Annotated in this window: 21 protein-coding genes; 6 read left to right on the forward strand and 15 right to left on the reverse strand. The window is 62.4% G+C overall.

Annotation, left to right across the window (positions count from 1 at the left end):
- The first annotated feature begins 25 nt into the window (after positions 1 to 25).
- The 4 genes from M3I54_RS26615 (at position 26) to M3I54_RS26630 (ending at position 3,254) form a co-directional block, all read left to right on the forward strand.
- A complete protein-coding gene (locus M3I54_RS26615; protein WP_254341455.1) occupies positions 26 to 754 on the forward strand; it encodes a TetR/AcrR family transcriptional regulator in 729 nt (242 codons plus the stop codon).
- Between the two features lie 113 nt (positions 755 to 867).
- Positions 868 to 2,130, forward strand: coding sequence for an NAD(P)/FAD-dependent oxidoreductase (locus tag M3I54_RS26620; protein ID WP_254341456.1), 1,263 nt, complete (start codon positions 868 to 870; stop codon positions 2,128 to 2,130).
- 21 nt (positions 2,131 to 2,151) lie between these two features.
- Entirely contained in the window at positions 2,152 to 2,472 is a 321-nt protein-coding gene (locus M3I54_RS26625) for a 2Fe-2S iron-sulfur cluster-binding protein (RefSeq protein WP_254341464.1), read from the forward strand.
- Positions 2,473 to 2,477: 5 nt separating this feature from the next.
- Positions 2,478 to 3,254 carry an SDR family oxidoreductase gene (locus M3I54_RS26630; protein WP_254341466.1) on the forward strand — a complete coding sequence of 259 codons (777 nt, stop codon included), beginning with the start codon at positions 2,478 to 2,480 and terminating at the stop codon, positions 3,252 to 3,254.
- A 22-nt stretch (positions 3,255 to 3,276) separates the two neighbouring features.
- Here M3I54_RS26630 and M3I54_RS26635 read toward each other — a convergent pair whose 3' ends face one another.
- The 15 genes from M3I54_RS26635 to M3I54_RS26705 form a co-directional block, all read right to left on the reverse strand.
- Positions 3,277 to 3,855: a nuclear transport factor 2 family protein gene (locus tag M3I54_RS26635; protein ID WP_254341468.1), complete on the reverse strand. Its 579-nt coding sequence runs from the start codon at positions 3,853 to 3,855 to the stop codon at positions 3,277 to 3,279.
- Positions 3,852 to 4,685: an SDR family oxidoreductase gene (locus M3I54_RS26640; RefSeq protein ID WP_254341470.1), complete on the reverse strand. Its 834-nt coding sequence runs from the start codon at positions 4,683 to 4,685 to the stop codon at positions 3,852 to 3,854. The genes M3I54_RS26635 and M3I54_RS26640 overlap by 4 nt, the downstream gene beginning before the upstream one ends.
- Positions 4,686 to 4,702: 17 nt before the next feature.
- Positions 4,703 to 5,845 (reverse strand): acyl-CoA dehydrogenase family protein, encoded by a 1,143-nt coding sequence (locus M3I54_RS26645; protein WP_254341478.1) that lies wholly within the window; start codon positions 5,843 to 5,845, stop codon positions 4,703 to 4,705.
- A gap of 2 nt (positions 5,846 to 5,847) precedes the next feature.
- Entirely contained in the window at positions 5,848 to 7,050 is a 1,203-nt protein-coding gene (locus M3I54_RS26650; protein ID WP_254341480.1) for an acyl-CoA dehydrogenase family protein, read from the reverse strand.
- A gap of 79 nt (positions 7,051 to 7,129) precedes the next feature.
- Positions 7,130 to 7,957, reverse strand: coding sequence for an enoyl-CoA hydratase/isomerase family protein (locus tag M3I54_RS26655; RefSeq protein WP_254341482.1), 828 nt, complete (start codon positions 7,955 to 7,957; stop codon positions 7,130 to 7,132).
- The gene (locus tag M3I54_RS26660; RefSeq protein WP_302059143.1) at positions 7,941 to 8,834 is read right to left on the reverse strand and encodes a crotonase/enoyl-CoA hydratase family protein; all 894 of its coding nucleotides are present in this window, start codon (positions 8,832 to 8,834) and stop codon (positions 7,941 to 7,943) included. The genes M3I54_RS26655 and M3I54_RS26660 overlap by 17 nt, the downstream gene beginning before the upstream one ends.
- 36 nt (positions 8,835 to 8,870) lie before the next feature.
- Entirely contained in the window at positions 8,871 to 10,400 is a 1,530-nt protein-coding gene (locus tag M3I54_RS26665; RefSeq protein WP_254341486.1) for a class I adenylate-forming enzyme family protein, read from the reverse strand.
- 21 nt (positions 10,401 to 10,421) lie between these two features.
- Positions 10,422 to 11,249, reverse strand: a complete 828-nt coding sequence (locus M3I54_RS26670; protein ID WP_254341488.1) for a 2-oxo acid dehydrogenase subunit E2 — start codon at positions 11,247 to 11,249, stop codon at positions 10,422 to 10,424.
- A gap of 49 nt (positions 11,250 to 11,298) precedes the next feature.
- On the reverse strand, positions 11,299 to 11,529 hold the full coding sequence (locus M3I54_RS26675) for a lipoyl domain-containing protein (RefSeq protein ID WP_254341490.1): 231 nt from the start codon (positions 11,527 to 11,529) through the stop codon (positions 11,299 to 11,301).
- Positions 11,530 to 11,573: 44 nt separating this feature from the next.
- A complete protein-coding gene (locus M3I54_RS26680) occupies positions 11,574 to 12,566 on the reverse strand; it encodes an alpha-ketoacid dehydrogenase subunit beta (protein ID WP_254341492.1) in 993 nt (330 codons plus the stop codon).
- On the reverse strand, positions 12,563 to 13,549 hold the full coding sequence (locus M3I54_RS26685; RefSeq protein ID WP_254341494.1) for a thiamine pyrophosphate-dependent dehydrogenase E1 component subunit alpha: 987 nt from the start codon (positions 13,547 to 13,549) through the stop codon (positions 12,563 to 12,565). The genes M3I54_RS26680 and M3I54_RS26685 overlap by 4 nt, the downstream gene beginning before the upstream one ends.
- Positions 13,550 to 13,565: 16 nt before the next feature.
- Entirely contained in the window at positions 13,566 to 15,275 is a 1,710-nt protein-coding gene (locus tag M3I54_RS26690; protein WP_254341496.1) for an FAD-binding protein, read from the reverse strand.
- Complete coding sequence (locus M3I54_RS26695; protein ID WP_254341504.1) at positions 15,275 to 16,633, reverse strand: SRPBCC family protein; 1,359 nt, start codon at positions 16,631 to 16,633, stop codon at positions 15,275 to 15,277. The genes M3I54_RS26690 and M3I54_RS26695 overlap by 1 nt, the downstream gene beginning before the upstream one ends.
- 186 nt (positions 16,634 to 16,819) lie before the next feature.
- Positions 16,820 to 17,752 (reverse strand): electron transfer flavoprotein subunit alpha/FixB family protein, encoded by a 933-nt coding sequence (locus M3I54_RS26700; protein ID WP_254341506.1) that lies wholly within the window; start codon positions 17,750 to 17,752, stop codon positions 16,820 to 16,822.
- Positions 17,753 to 17,754: 2 nt separating this feature from the next.
- Positions 17,755 to 18,504, reverse strand: coding sequence for an electron transfer flavoprotein subunit beta/FixA family protein (locus tag M3I54_RS26705; protein ID WP_254341508.1), 750 nt, complete (start codon positions 18,502 to 18,504; stop codon positions 17,755 to 17,757).
- A gap of 137 nt (positions 18,505 to 18,641) precedes the next feature.
- Between M3I54_RS26705 and M3I54_RS26710 the strand changes: the two genes are divergently transcribed.
- On the forward strand, positions 18,642 to 19,667 hold the full coding sequence (locus tag M3I54_RS26710) for an NAD(P)-dependent alcohol dehydrogenase (protein ID WP_254341510.1): 1,026 nt from the start codon (positions 18,642 to 18,644) through the stop codon (positions 19,665 to 19,667).
- Positions 19,668 to 19,684: 17 nt separating this feature from the next.
- Positions 19,685 to 20,467, forward strand: coding sequence for an SDR family oxidoreductase (locus tag M3I54_RS26715; protein ID WP_254341512.1), 783 nt, complete (start codon positions 19,685 to 19,687; stop codon positions 20,465 to 20,467).
- The last annotated feature ends 28 nt before the right edge of the window (positions 20,468 to 20,495 follow it).

Genomic DNA, 20,495 nt, shown 5'->3' on the forward strand with positions numbered 1-20,495 from the left:
CGCGCCCCGCAATGAAAGGGAAACTATGCCGTCGAGGAATACACGAGCCGCCAGCAGCCCGGCGGCCGATATCAAGGAGCCGCACGCTTCGGCTCGCAGCACAACGCCCGAGCGCATTCTCGATACCGCCGAAAGGCTGTTCGCGATGCACGGTTACTTCGGTACGTCGATTCGCGACATCATGCAGGGCTGCGGCATGGAACTGAGCCTCGCGCGTTATCACTTCGGCAGCAAAGACGCCCTGTTTCAGCAGGCGATTGGCCGCCGCGCGGCCGTGATCAGCCAGCAGGTGATCGAGTCGCTGGAAGCGGCGCTCGCTCCGTTGCATGCCGAACGGCCCGATGTAGAAGCGATCGTGACCGCGCTTTCCGCGCCGGCATTCGCGCACCTGAAAAGCGGCGACCCCGGGTGGCAAAACTACCTGCGCCTGCTGACCCAGATTGGCTGCCTTCTGGAGCGCCCCGACCTCACGGCGCCGTTCTACGATCAATACGCGCCAGCGGCTGCGCGCTACCGCGACGCCTTCGCGAAGGCGCTCCCCCGCGCCTCACGGGAAACCGTCGAACTCGTGCAGCATTTCGTCGAGTCCGTGTTTCACCTGGTGCTCAACGAGCTGTACGCGAAGGAAGCGCGGTCCGGAACACGCGCACTCACGGCACAACATATCGAGCGTATGCGCACCTATTTGATCCGCTTTGCGGTTGGCGGCATCGAGGCGATGGTCAACTCCGCGCCGGCCCAACGGGGTTCGTGAGCGGGGTTGATTGGCATTGACAGCCGCGCCGACCGTCGTTCACAATTTAGAACATTATTCAGAATAACTGGGGCCGCGTGAAGTCCGCGGCCGTGCGAGACGGAGTTCGCTTTATGACAGCTATAGACGCAGAAAACACCGCGCTGATCGTCGGCGCGGGTCATGCTGCGGGAGAGTGCGCGACCGCGATTCGCGAACAGGGATGGACGGGGCGCATCGTGATGGTGGGCGAAGAGCCGCATTTGCCGTACCAGCGGCCGCCGCTGTCCAAGGCGTTCCTGTCGGGCGAATCGACCGCCGAGCAGCTTTACCTGAAACCGCTGTCGACATACGACAAGGCACGCGTCGAGTTCATACCCGAGACGCGCGCGGAGCACATCGACCGCGAGGCGAAACGGGTCACGCTTTCCAATGGCAGCGAAATCGGCTACGCGAAGCTTGTTCTGGCCACCGGCGGTCGCGCGCGGCGCCTCGCGTTGCCGGGTATCGAAGCTATCGAGAAGCTGCAGAACTTTCACTACCTTCGCACGCTCGATCACGTCGCGCGCATTCGAAACCAGTTTCATGCTGGCTCGCGTCTCGTGATCATCGGCGGCGGATATGTCGGCCTCGAAGTCGCTGCCGTGGCCGTGAAGCGCGGTTTGCACGTCACCGTGCTCGAAGCGTTGCCGCGCGTACTCGCGCGCGTCACGGCGCCGGAGCTTTCCACCTTCTACGAGAAAGTGCACCGCGAGGCCGGAGTCGACATCCGCACAAATGCAATCGTGAGCGGATTTGAACTCGACGCATCCGGTGACGCCGTTGCCGCCGTGTGCTGCGCGGACGGCACGCGCGTCGCAGCGGATCTCGTCATCGTCGGCGTGGGACTGGAGCCCGCCACCGAACTCGCGCAAGCAGCGGGTCTCACCGTCGACAACGGCATTGTGGTGGACGAGCATACGCGCACCTCCGATCCAGATATTTTTGCGGTCGGCGATTGCACCAACCATCCCAATCCCGCGCTTGGCCGCCGCCTGCGTCTGGAGTCGGTGCCCAACGCGCTGGAGCAGGCCCGCACCGCAGCAGCGTCGTTGTGCGGCAAGGAGCGTGTTTATAACAGCGTGCCGTGGTTCTGGTCCGATCAATACGATCTGAAGCTCAAGATGGTCGGGTTGTCCCAGGGCTACGACGAGTTCGTCCTGCGCGGCAGTTCCGAGACCCGCTCGTTTTCGGCGTTTTACCTCAAGGATGGCGTGATGCTCGCAGCCGATACGGTGAGCCGCGCGCCCGAATTCATGCTGGCAAAGCGGTTCGTCGCCGAGAAGATTCCGGTTCGTGCGGCCGATCTCGCCGACGAGTCGATCCCGTTGAAAAGTCTGCTTCCCCAGTCCAACTAATTTTTCAGAGGTCCAGAAGCCATGCCGCTCATTCGATTCATCCAGCCGGACGGCAGCGAAGCCAGCGTAAGCGCCAATGTTGGCGACTCGGTCATGCAAACCGCCGTGAACAACCAGGTCCCGGGCATTCTTGGGGATTGTGGCGGCAGTTGCAGTTGCGCCACCTGTCACGCCTACGTCGACGAAGGCTGGCGCGGCCACATGCCGACGGCCGAGTCCTACGAAGTCGACATGCTCACCTGCGCAATGGACGTGCGCGAAAACAGCCGTCTGACGTGTCAGATCTTCATGACGCCGGAGCTGGACGGCCTCGTGGTGCGTCTGCCCGGCTCGGCGGCTTGAGCGTCATGAGTACGAATACGCCCCGCACGACGCTGATCACTGGCGCCGCTTCAGGCATGGGCGCCGCGCTCTCCCGGCATTTGACGGTGCTCGGCGAACGGGTGATTGGCGTCGATCTGAGCAATGCGGAAATTTGCGCGGACCTCGCTGACCCGGCGCAACGCGCAGGGCTCCTCGCGCGCGTACAACAGATCACGCCGTCGATCGACGCGGTGGTCGCGTGCGCGGGGGTGTCTCCGCCGGTGGCTGGCGATACGCTGGTATCGGTCAACTACTTCGGCGTTGCCGATCTGCTGCCGCGACTGTTGCCGCTCCTGCATCGCGCAGAGCAGCCGCGCGCGGTGGTGATCTCCTCGCTCGCATCGCTTCATCCCGTCGACACACGCCTCGTCGAGATGTGCCTCAACGGCGACGAACTCGCCGCGCGGGAACAGGCCGCGAAAATCGGCCCGCAGTGCTATGCGTCGTCCAAACGCGCGCTGACGCAATGGATACGGCGCACGGCAGTGCTGCCCGGCTGGGCGGACCAGGGTGTGTTGCTAAACGGGATCGCGCCTGGCATCGTGAAGACGCCGATGGTCGCGCCGCTGCTGGAAACCGCCGAGGGCCGCGAGGCGCTTGCTGCAGGCGTGCCCACCGCCGTGCGGGACTATGCAAGCGCTGAGCAGATCGTTCCGCTCCTTGCGTTTCTCGGCAGTCCGGCCAACGGCTACATGGTGGGCCAGGTTCCGTTCGTCGACGGAGGCGCCGATGTGCTCTTGCGCGGGGAAGCGGCGCTGTAACACACTCGCGCAAGCAAGGCGCTTACGGCGCCTTCGTCAACGCGTCGATGGCGCGCTGTTCGCTCTTGCTCCAGAACGCCGCCCACGTCGGAAAGCCTTGCGGAAGACGCGGCTGGTACCGGTCGCCTTCATATTTGCCTGGCCAGTTTTGAAAGCGCGGCGCACCGGGACGTGAGAGCCAGTCCGTCGAATACCAGTGCTGCTCTTCACGGCGCTCGAAATACCATCGCCCGTCGCGCCGCACGTAGTGATCGAAATAGCAGATCGCCATCACCACCCATGAGCCGTTGTCCTCGTGCTCCGCGCGGCAATAGACGCTTCCGGTGGCATGGTCGGCATCGATGAAGTCGACTGCGTGGCCGCAGATCTGGTGAATGCTGCGATAAAAACCCCGCAGAATATGCTCGGAACCGTAGAACGTCTTCAACGCTGCGCGCCCCACGCCCCATCTGCCGCAATTGACGTCTTCGGCAAACAGTTGCACGAGGCTGTCCAGATCGCGCGAATCGACCGCCAGCGCGTAGCGTATCGGCAACTGTTGAATGGCAAGCTGCGCCTCGATACGTTCGATACGCGCAAGCAGAGCGGAATCCGTCGTCATGCCGCCCCCTTCGCCGCGTTGGCCGTGGCGGCCGAGCGTGCGCGGATTTCGTCGGCATAGTACGGCTGGTGCGAAAGCAATCCGCCGTCGACGTTGAACACCTGGCCCGTGACGAACGCCGCTTCATCCGAAGCGAGATACACGAGCGCGTGTGCAATGTCCTCGGGCAGCCCAAGGCGAGGCGTGAGATGGTGGCTCAGCATCATTTCGCCGAGCTCGCCCGCGTAGTACGCCTGAGTCACCGGCGTGACGATCAGCCCGGGAGCGATCGCGTTGCAGCGTATGCCCTCCTTGCCGTGCTGCGCGGCGATGTAGCGCGTCAAATTATCGATACCGGCCTTGCAGACGCCATAGGCGCTGTACCCCAACGCACCCGCCTGGGCGGAGCCCGAAGAGGTATTGATGATCGACCCGCCGCCGCGCGAGCGCATGAGCGGCAGCGCACGCCGCGAAGCCAGCATGGTGCCGCGAAGATTGATGCGCATCGTGTCGTCCCAGACGGCGACGTCGATGGCCTCGATCGCCGCATCGACCGTACTGGAGAGCGACGTGGCGGCGGCGTTGTTGTGCAGGATATCGAGGCCGCCCCACGTCTTGAGCGTGAGATCGAACAACGCATCGATCGAGCTTTCGTCGCCGATATCGACACGCGCCGCCACCGCCTGGCCGCCCGAATCCTTGATACGGCGAACCTGCTCTTGTGCCCCTTCGAAATTCAGGTCCGCCACCACCAGCAAGGCGCCTTCCTGCGCGAGCCTCGCGGCACAGGCAGCGCCGATACCGGATGCGGCCCCGGTCACAATCGCAATCTTTTCCTTCACGCGTTGCACGATCTGCTCCTCCCGGATCACGCCGTTACCGGTATCCGGTTGCTTGCCGCAACGCGGTCGAGATGAAAGTCGATATCGCCGAACATCTTCTCCATCATCGTCATCTTGCGGAAGTAATGGCCAACCGGATATTCCTCGGTGAGCCCCATACCCCCGTGCAACTGGATGCCCTGCGCGCAAACGAAGCGAGCGGCGCGCGCGGCAACCGCCTTGGCCGCCGAGATGGCGCGGCTACGTTCGGCCGCCGGACGGTCGAGATGCGCGATCCCGCAGTACAACATCGAGCGCGCCTCCTGCGTGGCGACGAACATCTCGGCCATGCGATGTTGCAACGCCTGAAACTTGCCGATGGGCTGGCCGAACTGCGAGCGCCCCTTGATGTACTCCGAAGTGATTGCCATCACCGCTTCCATCATGCCGAGGCTCTCGGCCACGCTCGCGAGAATGGCGAGCTCCGTTGCCTGCGTGAGCACCTCCAGCGCGCGCTCCGGTCCGACGATCAATGCATCGTCGCCGACCTCGACATTGTGCAGGTCGACATCCGCGGCACGTGAGCCGTCGAGCAAGCGATACGACCGGCACGTGACGCCCGCAGCCCGACGGTCGACAAGAAAGACGCCTACGCCTTGCGATGCGCTTTCCACTCGCGCGGTCACGAGCAGTTGATCTGCCGAGTCACCGGCCACCACCAGCGTTTTCGCGCCACTGATCACGTAACCCGTGGCCGTCTTGCGAGCATGGGTTCGTGCGTGGCAACCCACCTTGTATCGGCTGCCCGCTTCGCTATCCGCGAGCGAAAGCAGCAGCTTGCCTTCGATGACGGCGGGCAGCAGCGTCTCGCGCTGTGTCCGCGCATCGCCGCGTTCGATGATCGTGGCGCAAAGCAGCGCCGTTTGCACGACCGGTTCGAGCGCCATGCCGCGACCGAGCGCCTCCATCAGGATCGCCATTTCGACAAACGAGCACCCGAGGCCGCCGATGTCTTCCGGCATGGTCAGCCCGAGCCAGCCTAGCTCGGCGTAGGCGCGCCAATGCTCGCGGCTGAAGCCCTCCTGCTGCGCCGCGATGTGCGTGCGCGCCTCGAATCCATACTCCTGCTGGACGTAGCGCTCCGCGCCATCCTTCAGCATCAATTGTTCTTCGGAGAAGTTGAAGTCCATGGCTACAGTCCAAATGCGAGTTTGGCGATGATGTTCTTCTGCACTTCGCGCGCGCCCCCATAAATGGTGGATGCGCGAGCGATGAGATAGCCCGACGTGCGGCCGCCCACGTAGTCGGGCCAGCTTTCGTCGACCGCAGGATCACTATGCGCGCCGCTGTGGTCGTCGAAGCGCATCACGCGGGGACCCAGTGCATCCATCTGGAGTTGCGTCACACGCTGTTGCATTTCCGATCCGCTGATCTTCAGCGCGGACACCACGGCATCGAGATTGCGCTCGCTTTTCTCCTCGGCAAGGATGCGCAGCACGGACCACTCGAGCGCCATAAGATCCGCTTCGATATCTGCAACCTTGCGCGCAAACCCGGGTGTATCGATCAGCCGCACGCCATCGACCGTTTCCTGCGCCGCAATGTCCTTCGCGCGTTGCAACTCACGTTTGTTGAAATACAAAAACGCGCTCGTCGTGCGCTCCTTCTCGAGCAGGTACTTCGCATAGGTCCAGCCCATGCCGGCCTCACCCACGAGATGAGCCTTCGGTACACGGACGTTTTCGAGGAACACCTCGTTCAGTCCCCTGCCGCCCTCGATCGACACGATCGGACGCACGGTGATACCCGGCGTGTCCATCTTGACGAGCAGGAACGAGATTCCTCGCTGCGGCTTGACGGTCGTATCGGTCTTGACGAGAAAGAATCCCCAGTCGGCAATGGTCGCGTCGCTCGTCCAGATCTTCTGGCCGTTGATGACGTACTCGTCGCCGTCGAGTATCGCGGTGGTTCTCAATCCGGCGAGGTCGGAGCCCGCGTTGGGTTCCGAGAAGCCCTGACACCAGAACTCGTCGCCACACAGGAGCGGCTTCAGGAAGCGCTCCTTTTGCCAATCCGAGCCGAACGCGATGATGACGGGCGCGACCATATGCGTGGACTGCCAGCTATAGTCCATGGCGTCGGCGTTGTACAGCTCTTCCATGAAGATATGCTTGCGAAATCCGCTCCAATCGGTGCCTCCGTGCGCCGCCGGCAAATGCGGCGCCCCCCAGCCGCGCTCGAACAGAATGCGCTGCCACCTGCGAATGTCATCGCGCGCAGGTGGATGCACGCCCACCCGCCACCGGTGTGAAATATCGGCGGGCGCATGCTCCTTGAAGAACTGCCTCACTTCCTGACGAAACGATTCGTCTTCCTTGCTAAAATCAAAATGCATGCCTGACTCCTGAATCTCTTACGCTCTCGTATATCAGACTGGCCGGACGCGCCGTGCTCGCGCGAATGGAATGCTCCGCCTAGTGGCCCCTGAAGGCAGGCGCTCGCTTCTCTCTTGCCGCCAGCCGGCCCTCCGCCGCATCTTCCGAATTCACCGCGAGCGCTACCGCGTTCAGTTCCTGGGCCAGAAACTCCTCCATGCTGCCGGTGTTCAACCGGAACAACTGTTTCGTCAAGCCAAGCGAAAAGGTCGGGCCTGCGGCGAGTTCGCCGGCCAGCTTCGAGGCCGCCGCGTCGAGATCGCCGTCCTCGACGAAGTGACTGGCGAGACCCGTATCGAGCGCTTCCTTGCCAGTCAGCCTGCGATTCAAATACATGATTTCCTTTGCGCGAAACTCGCCGCAATGACGCGCGAGCAGATGCACCATGCCGCCTTCGGGCAGCGTGGCGCGCATCAGGAATGCGGGAATGAACTGCGCCGTATCGGAAACGATCAACTGGTCCGCACAAAGCGCGAAACTCCATGCGATACCCACGGCCACCCCTCGTACGGCCGCGACCATCGGCTTGTTCAGGTTGTAAAGCCTGAGCGCGATCTTCTGATAGATAGCCATCGACGCGCGCGCATGCGCGACGCTCATCTGCGCCGGCGCGGCGCCGCTGCCCTTGATGTCGGCACCCGCGCAGAAGGCACGGCCTGCTCCGGTGAGAACGACGGCGCGAATCTCCGCGTCCTGCTCAATGCGATCGAGGTGGCCGAGAATCAGCTCCAGCATCTCCGGCGTCAGCGCATTGAGCTTTTCGGGGCGATTCAGGCACAGCGTCGCAACCGCGCCATTCAATGTAAGTTCAACGTCCATGATGTTCGGATCTTCGTTCGAGTTGGGTTCGTCAACTGCCACGTGCATGCAGGCGGATCATTCCGTCACCGAAAGGCTCGTCGCGGCGCTTGAGCGCTTCCTTGAGCCCAACCGCTTCCATGTCTTCCTTGAACTGCGCGCGGCGCGGCCCCTGGCTCTGGTGAGCCCGCGAGTCGTTCTCCACCGCGAGCCGCTGAAGTGTGCGCGACCCTGCCAGCTCCAGTCCAATGTTCACGATGCGCTTGTTGGCCGCCAGCAGATCGGCATCGACAAAAGACAAGCGGCGTGCCAGTTCGCCTACCTCCGCTTCGAGCTGCTCCGCCGGCACCGCATCCATGACGAGACCGATTTTCGCCGCGTCGCGTCCGTTGAGCGAGTCTCCGGAAAGCAGCAGACGTTTCGCCCACTGAGGGCCGACGTGATAGAACCACATATGCGCAGGGGGCGAGCCGTTGGCGCGCGTGGCGGGAAAACCGATTCTCGCGTTGTCGGCAGCGATCACCATGTCGCATGCGAGCGCGAGATCCGTGCCGCCTGCAAGACAGTTGCCGTGAACCTGCGCGATGATCGGCTTGTGGATTTCGGCCATCAGATTGACCGTCTCCGCCTGCCGCTCCATCGACCAGCAGTCATCGTCGAAACTGCGAATCGTGCCGCGATACTCACCCGGATCGACAGCTTCCGCCGCCCGGTCCGTATACGTCGTCACGAGGTCGTAACCTGCGCAGAAGTCGCGGCCGGCTCCCGAAAGCACGATTACGTTGACCGACTTCAGGTCATCAGCTTCGAGCAACGCTGACTTGAGTTCCTGCAGAAGCGGATTGTTGATGGCATTGCGCTTGTCCGGGCGATTGAGCGTGATGCGCGCAACGCGCTCCGCGACTTCAAACTGCACGCACTCCGTACTCTTGAGCCATTTGGCCATAATCGATTCTCTCTGATTGAGGCGATTCCCGGTTCATCAGGCAAACTGCCTGCGCAGAATCACCTTGCTGATCTTGCCCGTCGGCAACCTCGGTAGTTCGTCGACAAATGCGATGGCTTTCGGGCACTTGTAGCTCGCGATCAGGTCACGACAAAATTCGATCAGCTCGGCTTCGCTCGCTTGTTCGCCCCGGCGCAGAACGACAATCGCCTTGACGCATTCTCCCCACTTCTCATGTGGAACCCCGATCACGGCCACATCTACCACTGCGGGGTGCTCCGCCAGTGCATCCTCAACTTCACGGCTGTAGATGTTTTCGCCGCCCGAAATGATCATGTCCTTCTTGCGGTCGACGAGGAAGATATAGCCGTCCTTGTCCTGGTAGCCCATGTCGCCGGAGCGATACCAGCCGTCTCGCAGTGCTTCCACCGTCGCGACGCTGTTGTTCCAGTAGCCGCTCAGTTGCGTCTGCGAGCGCAGCCATACCTCGCCCGTCTGACCTTGCGGCAAGTCGTTGCCGTGGTCATCGACGATGCGTAGTTCGATGCCGGGGCACGGCCGCCCGACCGATGCGAGACGCCGAACCTGTTCCGGGGAGCCGTGCGGCTTGACCTCGTGAGAAGGCAGCCAGCATGCGTTGCTCTCGGTCATGCCGTACTGGACCGAAAACACGGGGCCGAGCACCCGAATGCCACGTGAAAGCAGCGGCGGCGGCACGGGTGCGGCCGCAGTGACGATGTTCTCGATACTCGATACGTCGTAGCTCGACAGTTCCGGCACGTCGAGCACCGCCTGGAGCATGGCGGCCACCATGAACGTGAAGGTGATACGTTCTTCGGCGATCGTTTCGAGCATCTGCTTCGGCTCGAAGCCGCGATGCACGACAGTCGTGCCGCCCATCCAGGCCACCGAATTGACGAAACCAATTCCACCGACATGGAACGCCGGCGTCGTTTGCAGCACGCGCGTGTTGCCGGAGAACTCCGTAACGAGCGCGCAACTTTCCGCGGTGACGCACATGGCGTGGTGCGTGCGCACGACACCCTTGGGACGCCCAGTGGTGCCACTCGTGTACATCAGGTAAGCGTAGTCTTCCGGGTTCGAACGGATCGGCGGTCCTTCTACAGGGCCTTCGTCCATCACCGTTTCGAATGAAACACCCCACTGCGGCGCGTCCCCAATGCAGATGTACTGCTCGATTTCCGGCAATTGCGAACGCAGCCCATCCACGACATCGGCGTACTGCGCCTCGAAGACGAGCGCCTTGGGCGCCGCATCCTTGAGGATATAAAGAATCTCCGCAGGCGCCAGCCGGAAATTGACCGTCGCCAGAATAAAGCCTGCCCACTCGCATGCGCGATAACTCTCGTAGTACTCCGCGCAATTCATCGCGAGGATCGCAACCCGGTCCTGGCGCCGCAGGCCGCGCTCATACAGCGCTCCGGAAAACCGGCGCGCCCGCTCCGCTAGCTGAGCGTGCGTCAGACGGCGCTCGGCGTACACGAGTGCCGTGTGGTCGGCATGCAAGCGAGCGTTTCGCTCAATCATCTCGCCAAGGGTTCTCATCTCAGTCCCGTCGTTGTTTTGTCACGTCGTTTTTGAGCCCGCCAGCGCCTGCGGATCGGCCAGCACGGTCCCGATGAATGCGGCGAAGCGCGCCGCGTCGGCTCCGTTGATCACGCGATGGTCGTAGCTCAGCGAGAGGGGCAGCATCTTTCGCCAGCTAATACCGCCGTCTTCCGCGGGCGCAGCCGCGAGTCGCGTTTTGGTCACGCCGAGAATCGCCACTTCCGGCGCATTGACGATAGGCGTAAAGCCCGTACCCCCAAAGCCGCCAAGCGAGCTGATCGAAAAACAACCGCCCGACATCTCCGCCATCGAAAGGCCCTTTTCGCGCGCCTTCTGTGAAATCGCCGCGAGTTCGATTGCGAGTTCTTCAACGCTCTTCTTGTCGCAGTCGCGCAGCACCGGCACGAGCAGTCCGAAGCGGGTGTCGACAGCGACTCCAATGTGGAAATACTTCTTGAGGACGAGGTTCTTGCCATCGCCGTCGAGCGAGGCATTGAATTGCGGGAACTCCTGCAAGGCGCGCACCACCGCCTTGATGAGAAAGACGAGCGGTGTGAGCTTCACAGCCGCATTCGCTTCGTTGCGCGCCTTGCGCCAGGTTTCGAGCGATGTGACATCCGCGTCGTCGTGGTGCGTCACATGCGGAATCGTCAGCCAGTTGCGTGACAGGAAAGCCCCTGTGAGCTTCTGGATGCGCGAGACCGGCTTGACCTCCACCTCGCCGAATTCGGCGAAGTCGACCTGCGGCCAGGGCGGCAAATTGGCACCAAATGCGGGCGTTACGGGTTCGCCGGGTCCGGCATTCGCATTGGCCTGCGGCCGGTTAGCAACGGATTCGACACTCATCGCGGATGCCTCTCAAACAACCTTTAAGTACTTGACGGCGTGAAGCCGATCAGCCGATTTCCGCCAGCAGGGTGCCGACGGGATACACTTCGCCAACCTGCGCAACGATGCGCAGCGTGCCCGACGCAGGCGACTCGACTTCCTGAATCGATTTGTCGCTCTCTAGCGCGTAGAGAATCTGGCCTTCGTTCACGGTCGCGCCGTCTTCGGCCAGCCATTCGGCCAGCGTGCCTTCGTTCATCGAAAAACCCAGTTTGGGAAGCAGAACTTGTGTGGTCATGACCTTGCTCTATTGATAATGAAAATCCTTGGGGTGCGCCGCTGTTATTTCAGCGTGGCGCGAACCGCCGCTTCGATTTCGGCCACGCCCGGAACGAACGCGTCTTCGAGCGGCTTGGAGAACGGCACGGGGCAGAATTGCGCGCCGACGCGCTGCACCGGCGCCTTGAGTTCGCGGAAAAGGGCTTCGTAAATGCGAGATGCGATTTCCGCACCCACGCCGAACGGCTTGACCGCCTCATGCACGACGACGGCGCGCCCGGTTTTGGCAACCGAAGTCAAAATCGTTTCGGTATCCAAAGGAGAGACAGTGCGCAAATCGATCACTTCACAGGCAATGCCGTCCTTCGCAAGCGCCTCGGCCGCAACCATGACCTCTTGCACGCGGCGGCTGTAGCTGATCACCGTCACGTCGGCGCCTGCGCGCACCACGTTGGCCTTGCCAAGCGGAATCGCCACGCCGCGCTCCGGCGCATTGCCCGGATTCCAGTAGGTCGGCATGTTCTCGATGAAGAGGCACGGGTCGTCGTCGCGGATGCAGGACAGCATCAGGCCATAGGCATCGGCGGGGTTGGAAGGCACGACGACCTTGATGCCCGCAACGTGCGCGAACCATGCCTCCAGGTAGTCGGCGTGCTGGCCGCCCGTGCCGAATCCCGCGCCCGTCATGGTGCGAATGACAATCGGCACGTTGGTCTGTCCGCCGGACATGAAGCGCAACTTCGCGGCGTGATTGACGATCATGTCCATCGCGACCGTCGTGAAGTTCATCAGCATGATTTCCGCAACGGGACGCATGCCGACCATCGACGCGCCGATCGCCGCGCCAATGATGGCCTGCTCCGAGATCGGCGTCGAACGCACGCGCGACGTGCCGTATTTCGAAGAGAGTCCCTTCGTCACGCCGACAATGCCGCCTTCCTGACCATCGGCAACGTCTTCACCCAGCACGATCACATTGGCGTCGGAGGCCATTGCGTCGTCGAGCGCGTAGTTGACGGCCTGGATGGTGTTGATGTTCGTGGGTGCCTGGCTCATGCGATCACCTCGTCCTTGAAGATGTCGCGCCGAAGCTCCGCAACATCGGGATATTCGCTCGACAACGTGAATTCGACAGCAGCATCGATCTGCGCCTCGTGATCGGATTCCATCGCGGCCAGTTGCTCTTCGGTTGCGTGCTTCGCGTCGATGAGCCACTGCCGGAAGAGCGGCACGGGGTCCCTGGCGACCCAGGCCGCCTTTTCGTGCTTGTCCATATACGCGTCCGGGTCCCCGAACACGTGCCCCTGAAAGCGAAAGGTATTCGCTTCGATGAGCGTCGGCCCGCCGCCGTTGCGCGCGCGATCGACCGCCTCGTGTGCCGCCTTGTGCATCGCGATCGGATCGTTGCCGTTGACCGTTACGCCGGGCATCTGATAAGCGACGGCACGTTGCGCGATATTCGCCACAGAAGTGCCGTAGGCGTATTTGGTGTGCTCGGCGTAGCCGTTGTTCTGACACACGAAGATCACCGGCAACTTCCATACGGACGCCATATTCAGCGACTCGTGGAAGGCGCCGATATTCGAAGCGCCGTCGCCGAAATAAGCCACGGCCACCCGCGGCTCGCCACGAATCTGCGCTGCAAGCGCGAGACCGTTCGCAATGGGCATCGAACTGCCCACGATACCCGTGGTCACCATGACGCCGGATGCGGGATGGGTGACGTGCATCGGGCCGCCCTTGCCCTTACAGGTGCCCGTCACGCGGCCGCCGAGTTCGGCCCACAGTTCCTTGAGCGGCACGCCCTTGGCGATCATGTCGTGAACGCCGCGGTAGATCGTGCAGATGTAGTCGTCGTCCGTGAGGCACACCGACATCGCCGAGGGAATCACTTCCTGGCCGCGCGGCGAGTAATACGGCATGACCAGCCTGCCGGACTTGATGACAGCACGAAAGCGCTCATCGTTCTGCTTGATGAGTACCATGCGCCGGTATATATCGACCAGGACTTCACTGCTGGGCGGCTGATAGGCATTCATTCGTATCTCTCCTGTCTCACCAGATCTTTTGCGCGCCGCTAGCATGCAGCGCCGCGATATAACCGAATACGAACGACGCGCCGATACTGCTGCCGGCGCCCGGATAGCATCGTCCGACCACGGATGCCGTGCAGTTGCCGGTGGCGTACAGGCCGGAAATCTGCGAACCGTCGTCCCTGAGCACGCGAGCGTATTCGTCGGTCACGAGGCCGCCCGCCGTACCTACGTCGCCGGGGTACATGCGCACGGCGTAGAACGGTCCCTCTTCGATCGGCCCGAGGTTCGGGTTCGGCTTGATGGTCGGGTCGCCGTGACAGCGATCGAATGCACGCGAACCACGCCCGTAGTCTTCGTCGACGCCCGTTTCGCAGAAGCCGTTGAAGCGCTTGACCGTCTCGAGCAGACCGGCGCGGTCGATATTGCATTTCGCCGCCAGTTCTTCAAGCGTATCGGCCTTGATCATGTAGCCGCTGTCGAGCCACTTCTGTGGAATCTGCCCCGGCATGGCGGTGCCCCATGGGTAGTACCTGCGCTGCCGGCTGTCCATGACGACCCACGCGGGCACGGCCTTGCCGGTGTCCTTGTGGCGCTGGTACATGCGCTGGCCGATTTCCATGTAGGCACCCGCTTCGTCGCAGAAGCGTTCGCCATCCTGATCAACCATGATGGAAAACGGCAGCGAGAGATCGAGGTGATGCATGAACGGCAGCGGCGAACCGTCCGGTGCGCGTGCGCCCTCGGGCAACTCTTCGTTGGGGCCGAGTGACGTCACGACCCACCACGCTTCCTCCATGCAGTCCACGGCGCCGCCCAGCGCGATGGCGGCTTGCAGGATTTCGCCGGTATCGCCCGGATTCGCATTCGTCCAATCCGCTGATGAAGGCTGCGGCTGGTATTTGCGGCGCATTTCCGCGTTGTGTGAAAATCCGCCCGTGTTGAGCAGCACGCCTTCGCGAGCCTGGATGCGCATCTCGCGGCCGCTGCGGACCGCAACGATGCCAGTCACACGCCCGTCCTCGACAATGAGTTCACGCACCGGCGTGTCGGTCCAGATCGGCACGTTCGCGCGCAACGCCATCTGCAGCATGCGCCCCTGAATTGCCGCGCCGTTGGCGACCAGCTCTTTGCCCGTGATCTTCTGATACAGCATGCGGCCGCCAAGCTGCATCGCCTTGCGCTTGCCGCCCCACGTCCGCTTCATCAGAAAGAGTTCCGGATACTCGTCCGAGTTGGCCGGCATCGAAGGGCCTTTGTAGCGCGACAGGCGCGGCGCCCATTCGCCCAGCTCCTTCACGTCGAACAGCTTCGCCAGCAGCGAACGGCCACGCGGCTCGCCGCCGGGCAGCGTGTCGTAGTAGTCGGACCAGCCATCCGCGTACACGAACTGCATGCCCTGCTGCTCGAGAAACTCGGCCATTTTCGGGCCAGTGCGCAAATATGCCTCGCGTCGCGCCTCCGATGTGCCGGGGCCTTGATACGTCACCGCTGCGTCGAAATACTGGCGCGCGCGTTCATATGAATCACTCACGCCGTGGCGCTTCATCACGTGATTGTTCGGCAGCCACCACACCCCGCCCGAATAACCGGTCGAGCCGCCGACCTTCGGCAGCTTCTCGATGATGAGCGCGTCCTTGCCCACTGACTTGCATGCGAGCGCCGCGCACATCGAACCGCCACCGCTTCCGACCACCACGAAATCGTAGCTTGCGTCCCAGGTCCCCGACATCACTCCTCCTGCGCGATGAATTCGCGCAGCGCGCGATGGAAGTTCGACACCGACGTTTCCTGCAGCGGATTCGTGCGCGAACCCTTGAACCCGCGCGACTTCATGCCCTGCTGCACGTTGGTCATGTTCTGGAAGTCCTGCCACAGGATCAGGCCGAAGTTCTCCTGCGCGTTCTCCTTCCAGTCGTCCACGCCGTAATAAAACTCACGCTTCAAAGGCGGCTCCGCGCCCGGCGCGAAGCGCTGGAGCGACCAGATGTCGTAGATGCACGAATCGGGGTTGTCGCCGTCCGGCCGCGCGCGATAGAACAGCGCGCCGTCGGGGTACGGGAGAAACACGAGATTCGGAAACACGTGCCAGTCCGCACCGGCGCGACCGAGCTGCTCGAACGTGATCTCGGGCCAACCCGCGCCTTCGGCAATGGCCGCTTCGCGCTGGAATTCCATCGCTTTCCCAAGGACTTCGAACTGGTTGCCCGACGGCGACATTTCATGCATCAGGCGCTTCGCGGCTTCATAGTCGCGAGCGGTGTTGATCGCCTTGAGGGTCTCTTCCATGACACGGAAGAAGTTCACGAGCCCCTGGCGTACGTCCTCCGGCATCGGCTTACCGGTGCGCGGCGACGGCGCACCGATCATGCGCGTGGCCGTCGAGTACCCGAACATGCCGTGGCGGCCGTAGGCAAAGCTGCGCGTCACGTCGTCGCCGGCAATGTCGAGCAGTTGCGGATGCGTCGCCGCAACGTGATAGCCCTCGTTGAACGCCTCGAGCGCGACCTTCCAGTTGCACGGCAAGCGAATCGACTTGTACCAGCGGTAGCGCATCTTCTCGAACTCGAAGCAGTTCGTGATTTCCGGCACCGGATCGAGAAATTTAGCAAGCGGCTCGGCGTTCGGGTCCATGTTGATGAAAACGAAACCGCCCCACGTGTCCACCAGCACGTCGGTGAGACGGAGGTCGCCATCAGCCATTTCCGAACAGCCTTCCCAGTCTTGACGGTCGAGCACACGCGCCACGCTGCCATCCAGATTCCACTGCCAACCGTGATAGGCGCAGTGAAATTTCGCGGCCTTGCCGCAACCGTTGGTCAAGCGGCGCCCGCGATGCTGGCAGACGTTGAAAAAGGCCTTGATCTCTTCAGCCGACTTTCGCACGACGATGATCGACTCGCCCGCCACATCGAAGGTCACGTAGTCGCCAACGTTGGGAATCTCTTCCAGCCGGCAGGCAACCTGCCATACGCGCGGCCACAGGCGCTCGTTCTCCTGCTCGAGAAACTGCTTCGACAGGTAACTGTCCTTCGGGACGAAATCGAGTCGGACCGTGTGTTCACCCGAAGCGGGACCTCTGTTACCCATTGATATCTCCTTCGTGATATGGCCGGCGTAGGCGCCGGTTCCGGCTTTTTATGTAGCGGCCGCTCGACTTGCAGCCTGCTCGGTAGCCAATATGCAACTATTGGTGCAATTTCCGTGAACGGCGTTCAGATGCTAGGCTCGCGCCCGGATTGCTGTCAATCCGGGCGAACGTCAATCGGGCGAACGTCAATCGAGCGCCGCGGTCAACGCCGGCACCGCTTCGAAGAGATCGGCGGTGAGACCGTAGTCGGCCACCTGAAAAATCGGTGCCTCGCTGTCCTTGTTGATGGCGACGATGACTTTCGAGTCCTTCATGCCCGCAAGGTGCTGAATGGCTCCCGAGATGCCCACGGCGATATACAACTGGGGCGCGACGATCTTGCCGGTCTGACCGACCTGATAGTCGTTCGGCACGAAGCCGGCGTCGACCGCCGCTCGCGAAGCGCCGACGGCGGCGCCGAGCTTGTCCGCGAGCGCATCGAGCAGCTTGAAGTTGTCACCGTTCTGCATCCCGCGACCACCCGAAACGACGATGCTTGCCGCAGAAAGCTCCGGCCGGCTCGACTTCGTGAGTTCCTGACCGACAAAACGAGCCTTATCGAAGGCCGGTGCGGCGGCAACCGCGCGCGAGGGCGCAGCGCTAGAACCGGTGGCCGCTGTATCGAAAGCGGTCGGGCGAATCGTGATGACCTTGATGGCATCGGACGATTGCACCGTTGCGAGTGCATTGCCCGCGTAGATCGGGCGCACGAAAACATCGGGCGCCTTGATGGCGACGACATCGGAAATCTGCGCGCTGTCGAGCAACGCCGCCACGCGGGGCATGAAGTTCTTGCCCACGGCCGTGGACGCGGCGACCACGTGCGTATAGCTGCTGGCCACCGAAACAACGAGCGCGGCGAGATTTTCCGGCAGCCCGTGCGCGTATTCCGGCGCGTCCGCCACCAGCACCTCGGCGACGCCGGCAACGTTCGCTGCTTGTTCTACCACTGCCGCTGCACCATGGCCCGCCACCAGCACATGAATGTCGCCGCCCGCCGCGCCCGCCGCCGTGATGGCGTTGAGCGTGGCGCGCTTGAGGGTTCCATTGTCGTGTTCGGCGATAACGAGAATAGTCATGATCAGATCACCTTCGCTTCATTTCGAAGCTTTTCAATCAGCGCTGCAACATCCGTAACCATTACGCCGCCTTTGCGCGCCGGCGGCTCAGTCACTTCGAGAACCTTCAAACGCGGCGCGACGTCAACGCCCAGCGCCTCGGGGCTCAGCGTCTCAAGAGGCTTCTTCTTCGCCTTCATGATGTTGGGCAACGTCACGTAGCGCGGGCTATTCAGGCGCAGATCCGTCGTGACAACAGCCGGCAAATCGAGCGCGACGCGTTCGAGCCCACCGTCGATCTCACGCGTGACGAGCAATTGCTGCCCGTCTACTTCCGTCTTGAACGCGAATGTCGCTTGCGGCCAGCCGAGCAATGCGGCGAGCTTCTGACCGGTTTGGCCGGCGTCGTTGTCGATGGCCTGTTTGCCGAGCAACACCAGTTGCGGGTTTTCCCGCGCGGCGACGGCGCTCAGCAGTTTGGCGATTGCGAGAGGTTGCAGGTCGGCATCGCTTTCGACGAGCACTGCGCGATCCGCCCCCATGGCGAGCGCCGTGCGCAACACCTCCTGCGATTGCGCGGTCCCCGCCGATACCACGACGACTTCACTCGCGACGCCCGCTTCCTTGAGGCGCACCGCCTCCTCCACCGCGATCTCATCGAACGGGTTCATGGCCATCTTCACGTTGGCCAGATCGATGCCCGAACCGTCGGCCTTCACCCGCGGTTTCAAGTTGTAGTCGATCACGCGCTTCACCGCGACCAGTATCTTCAATTTGACGCTCCGAACGCTTTGTTGAACAATGTTCTATATTCTGAACTCATCTTTTTACGGCTGTCAACGAGAAGAATGAACAAGGCGTCGTTCGGCAACGAATTTGGCACCCTCGTTCACCACCATGGAGACGACGAATGAAGCTCTATCGATGCGAGCGTTTTGAGGGCATTTCAGGTCTGGCGCTACGCGAGGAACCCGATCCGCCGCCGCCCGGCGCTCGTGAAGTCCTCGTGCAGGTCAATGCAAGTTCGCTGAACTTCCGCGAACTGCTGCTGATGAACGGCGCATTTCGCGACTGGATGGCGCCCGACTTCATTCCTGCCTCAGACGGCGCGGGCGTCGTGCTTGCGGTAGGCCCGGGCGTTCGGCGCTTTAAGCCCGGCGACCGGGTGATGGCGAACTTCGCGGAAAACTGGCACGGCGGCGCGCGCCCGCAACACGCGGATATCCTGGGCCGCGGCGCGATTGTGGAAGGCATGCTGCGCGACAAGGCGGTGTTGAGCGAGGAAGAACTGGTTGGCGTTCCGGATCATCTGTCCGACGAAGAGGCTGCAACGCTGCCCTGCGCCGCCGTCACCGCATGGAACGCATTGTGCGAGCATGCGCCCCTTCTGCCGGGCCAAACCGTCCTCGTGCAAGGTACAGGCGGCGTATCGATTTTCGCGCTGCAGCTTGCGCGTCTGTTCGGCGCTCGCGTGATCGCCACCTCGTCGAGCGATGCGAAGCTCAAACGCCTAGCAGAACTAGGCGCCGACGCCACGATCAACTACCGCGAAACGCCGCAATGGGATGACGCCGTGCTGCACCTGACCGATGGGCTGGGCGTCGATCTCGTCGTCGAGGTGGGCGGCGCGCAAACGTTCGGCAATTCCGTTGCCGCCACTCGGGACGGCGGCCGGATCAGCGTCGTGGGGCTGCTAACCGGCGCCCCCTCTCCGGGCGAGGGATTCTTCACGCGTGGCCTGTCGATCGCGCCGATCCGCGTCGGTTCCCGTCAGGATTTCGAAGCGATGAATCGCGCGATCGGCGTGCACAAACTGCGGCCGGTCATCGACTCGGTTTATGACTTTGCACACGTACCGGATGCGCTGCGGCACCTCGAAAGCCAGCAGCATTTCGGCAAGATCGTCATTCGCCACCAGCAGGCAGCCGCTGCATGATCGATGGGAGTCAGACTATGAAACTGTTTTCACTGGAAGGACAGATTGCGCTCGTCACCGGTGCGTCACGCGGCCTTGGCTTCGCTATGGCAAGCGCGTTGGCGTCGGCAGGTGCGACCGTCATTCTTTGCGCGCGATCGCGCGAGAGCCTCGAAACCGCTGCGGAGTCGATCCGTAAGACGGGCGGCAGCGTCGACATCGAACCGTTCGATCTCACCGATCAAGACGCGATCAGAAACGGCGTGCGCAACGTCCTTGCGCGTCATGGACGCATCGACGTCCTGCTCAACAATGCCGGCATTTGCGAATGGAGCGATTTTCTCCAGTCGAGCGTCGAAATGTGGCAAAGGACGATGGATACCAACGTCACGGCCGCGTATTTGCTCGCGCAGGAAGTCGCACGTCCCATGATCGAACGTGGGCACGGACGCATCATCAACGTGGGCTCTTACGTTTCGGTGCTCGGCCGGGAGAAGCTCCAGGCGTACGTGGCCAGCAAGCACGCTGTCGCCGGGCTCACGAAATCGCTCGGCGCGGAGTTGGGCCGCCACGGCATTCGTTGCAACGGTATCTGTCCCGGCTATTTCCTCACCGATATGGCCGAGCCCGTTACATCGAATCCGCAAATGAAGGAGGTCGTCCGCTCGCATATCTCAGTTGGACGCTGGGGGAACCCGGAAGAACTCGGCGGCGTAGCCGTGTTTCTCGCCTCCGAGGCCTGCTCCTACATGAATGGCCAGATGCTGATGGTGGACGGCGGCGTCTCGGAGATCCTGAGCTTCTCGATGTCCGTGGTGTAGGCCTGCCCAGCACTGTCCGCCCCGACGT

Source organism: Paraburkholderia sp. CNPSo 3274, from assembly GCF_024206475.1.
Taxonomy (GTDB): domain Bacteria; phylum Pseudomonadota; class Gammaproteobacteria; order Burkholderiales; family Burkholderiaceae; genus Paraburkholderia.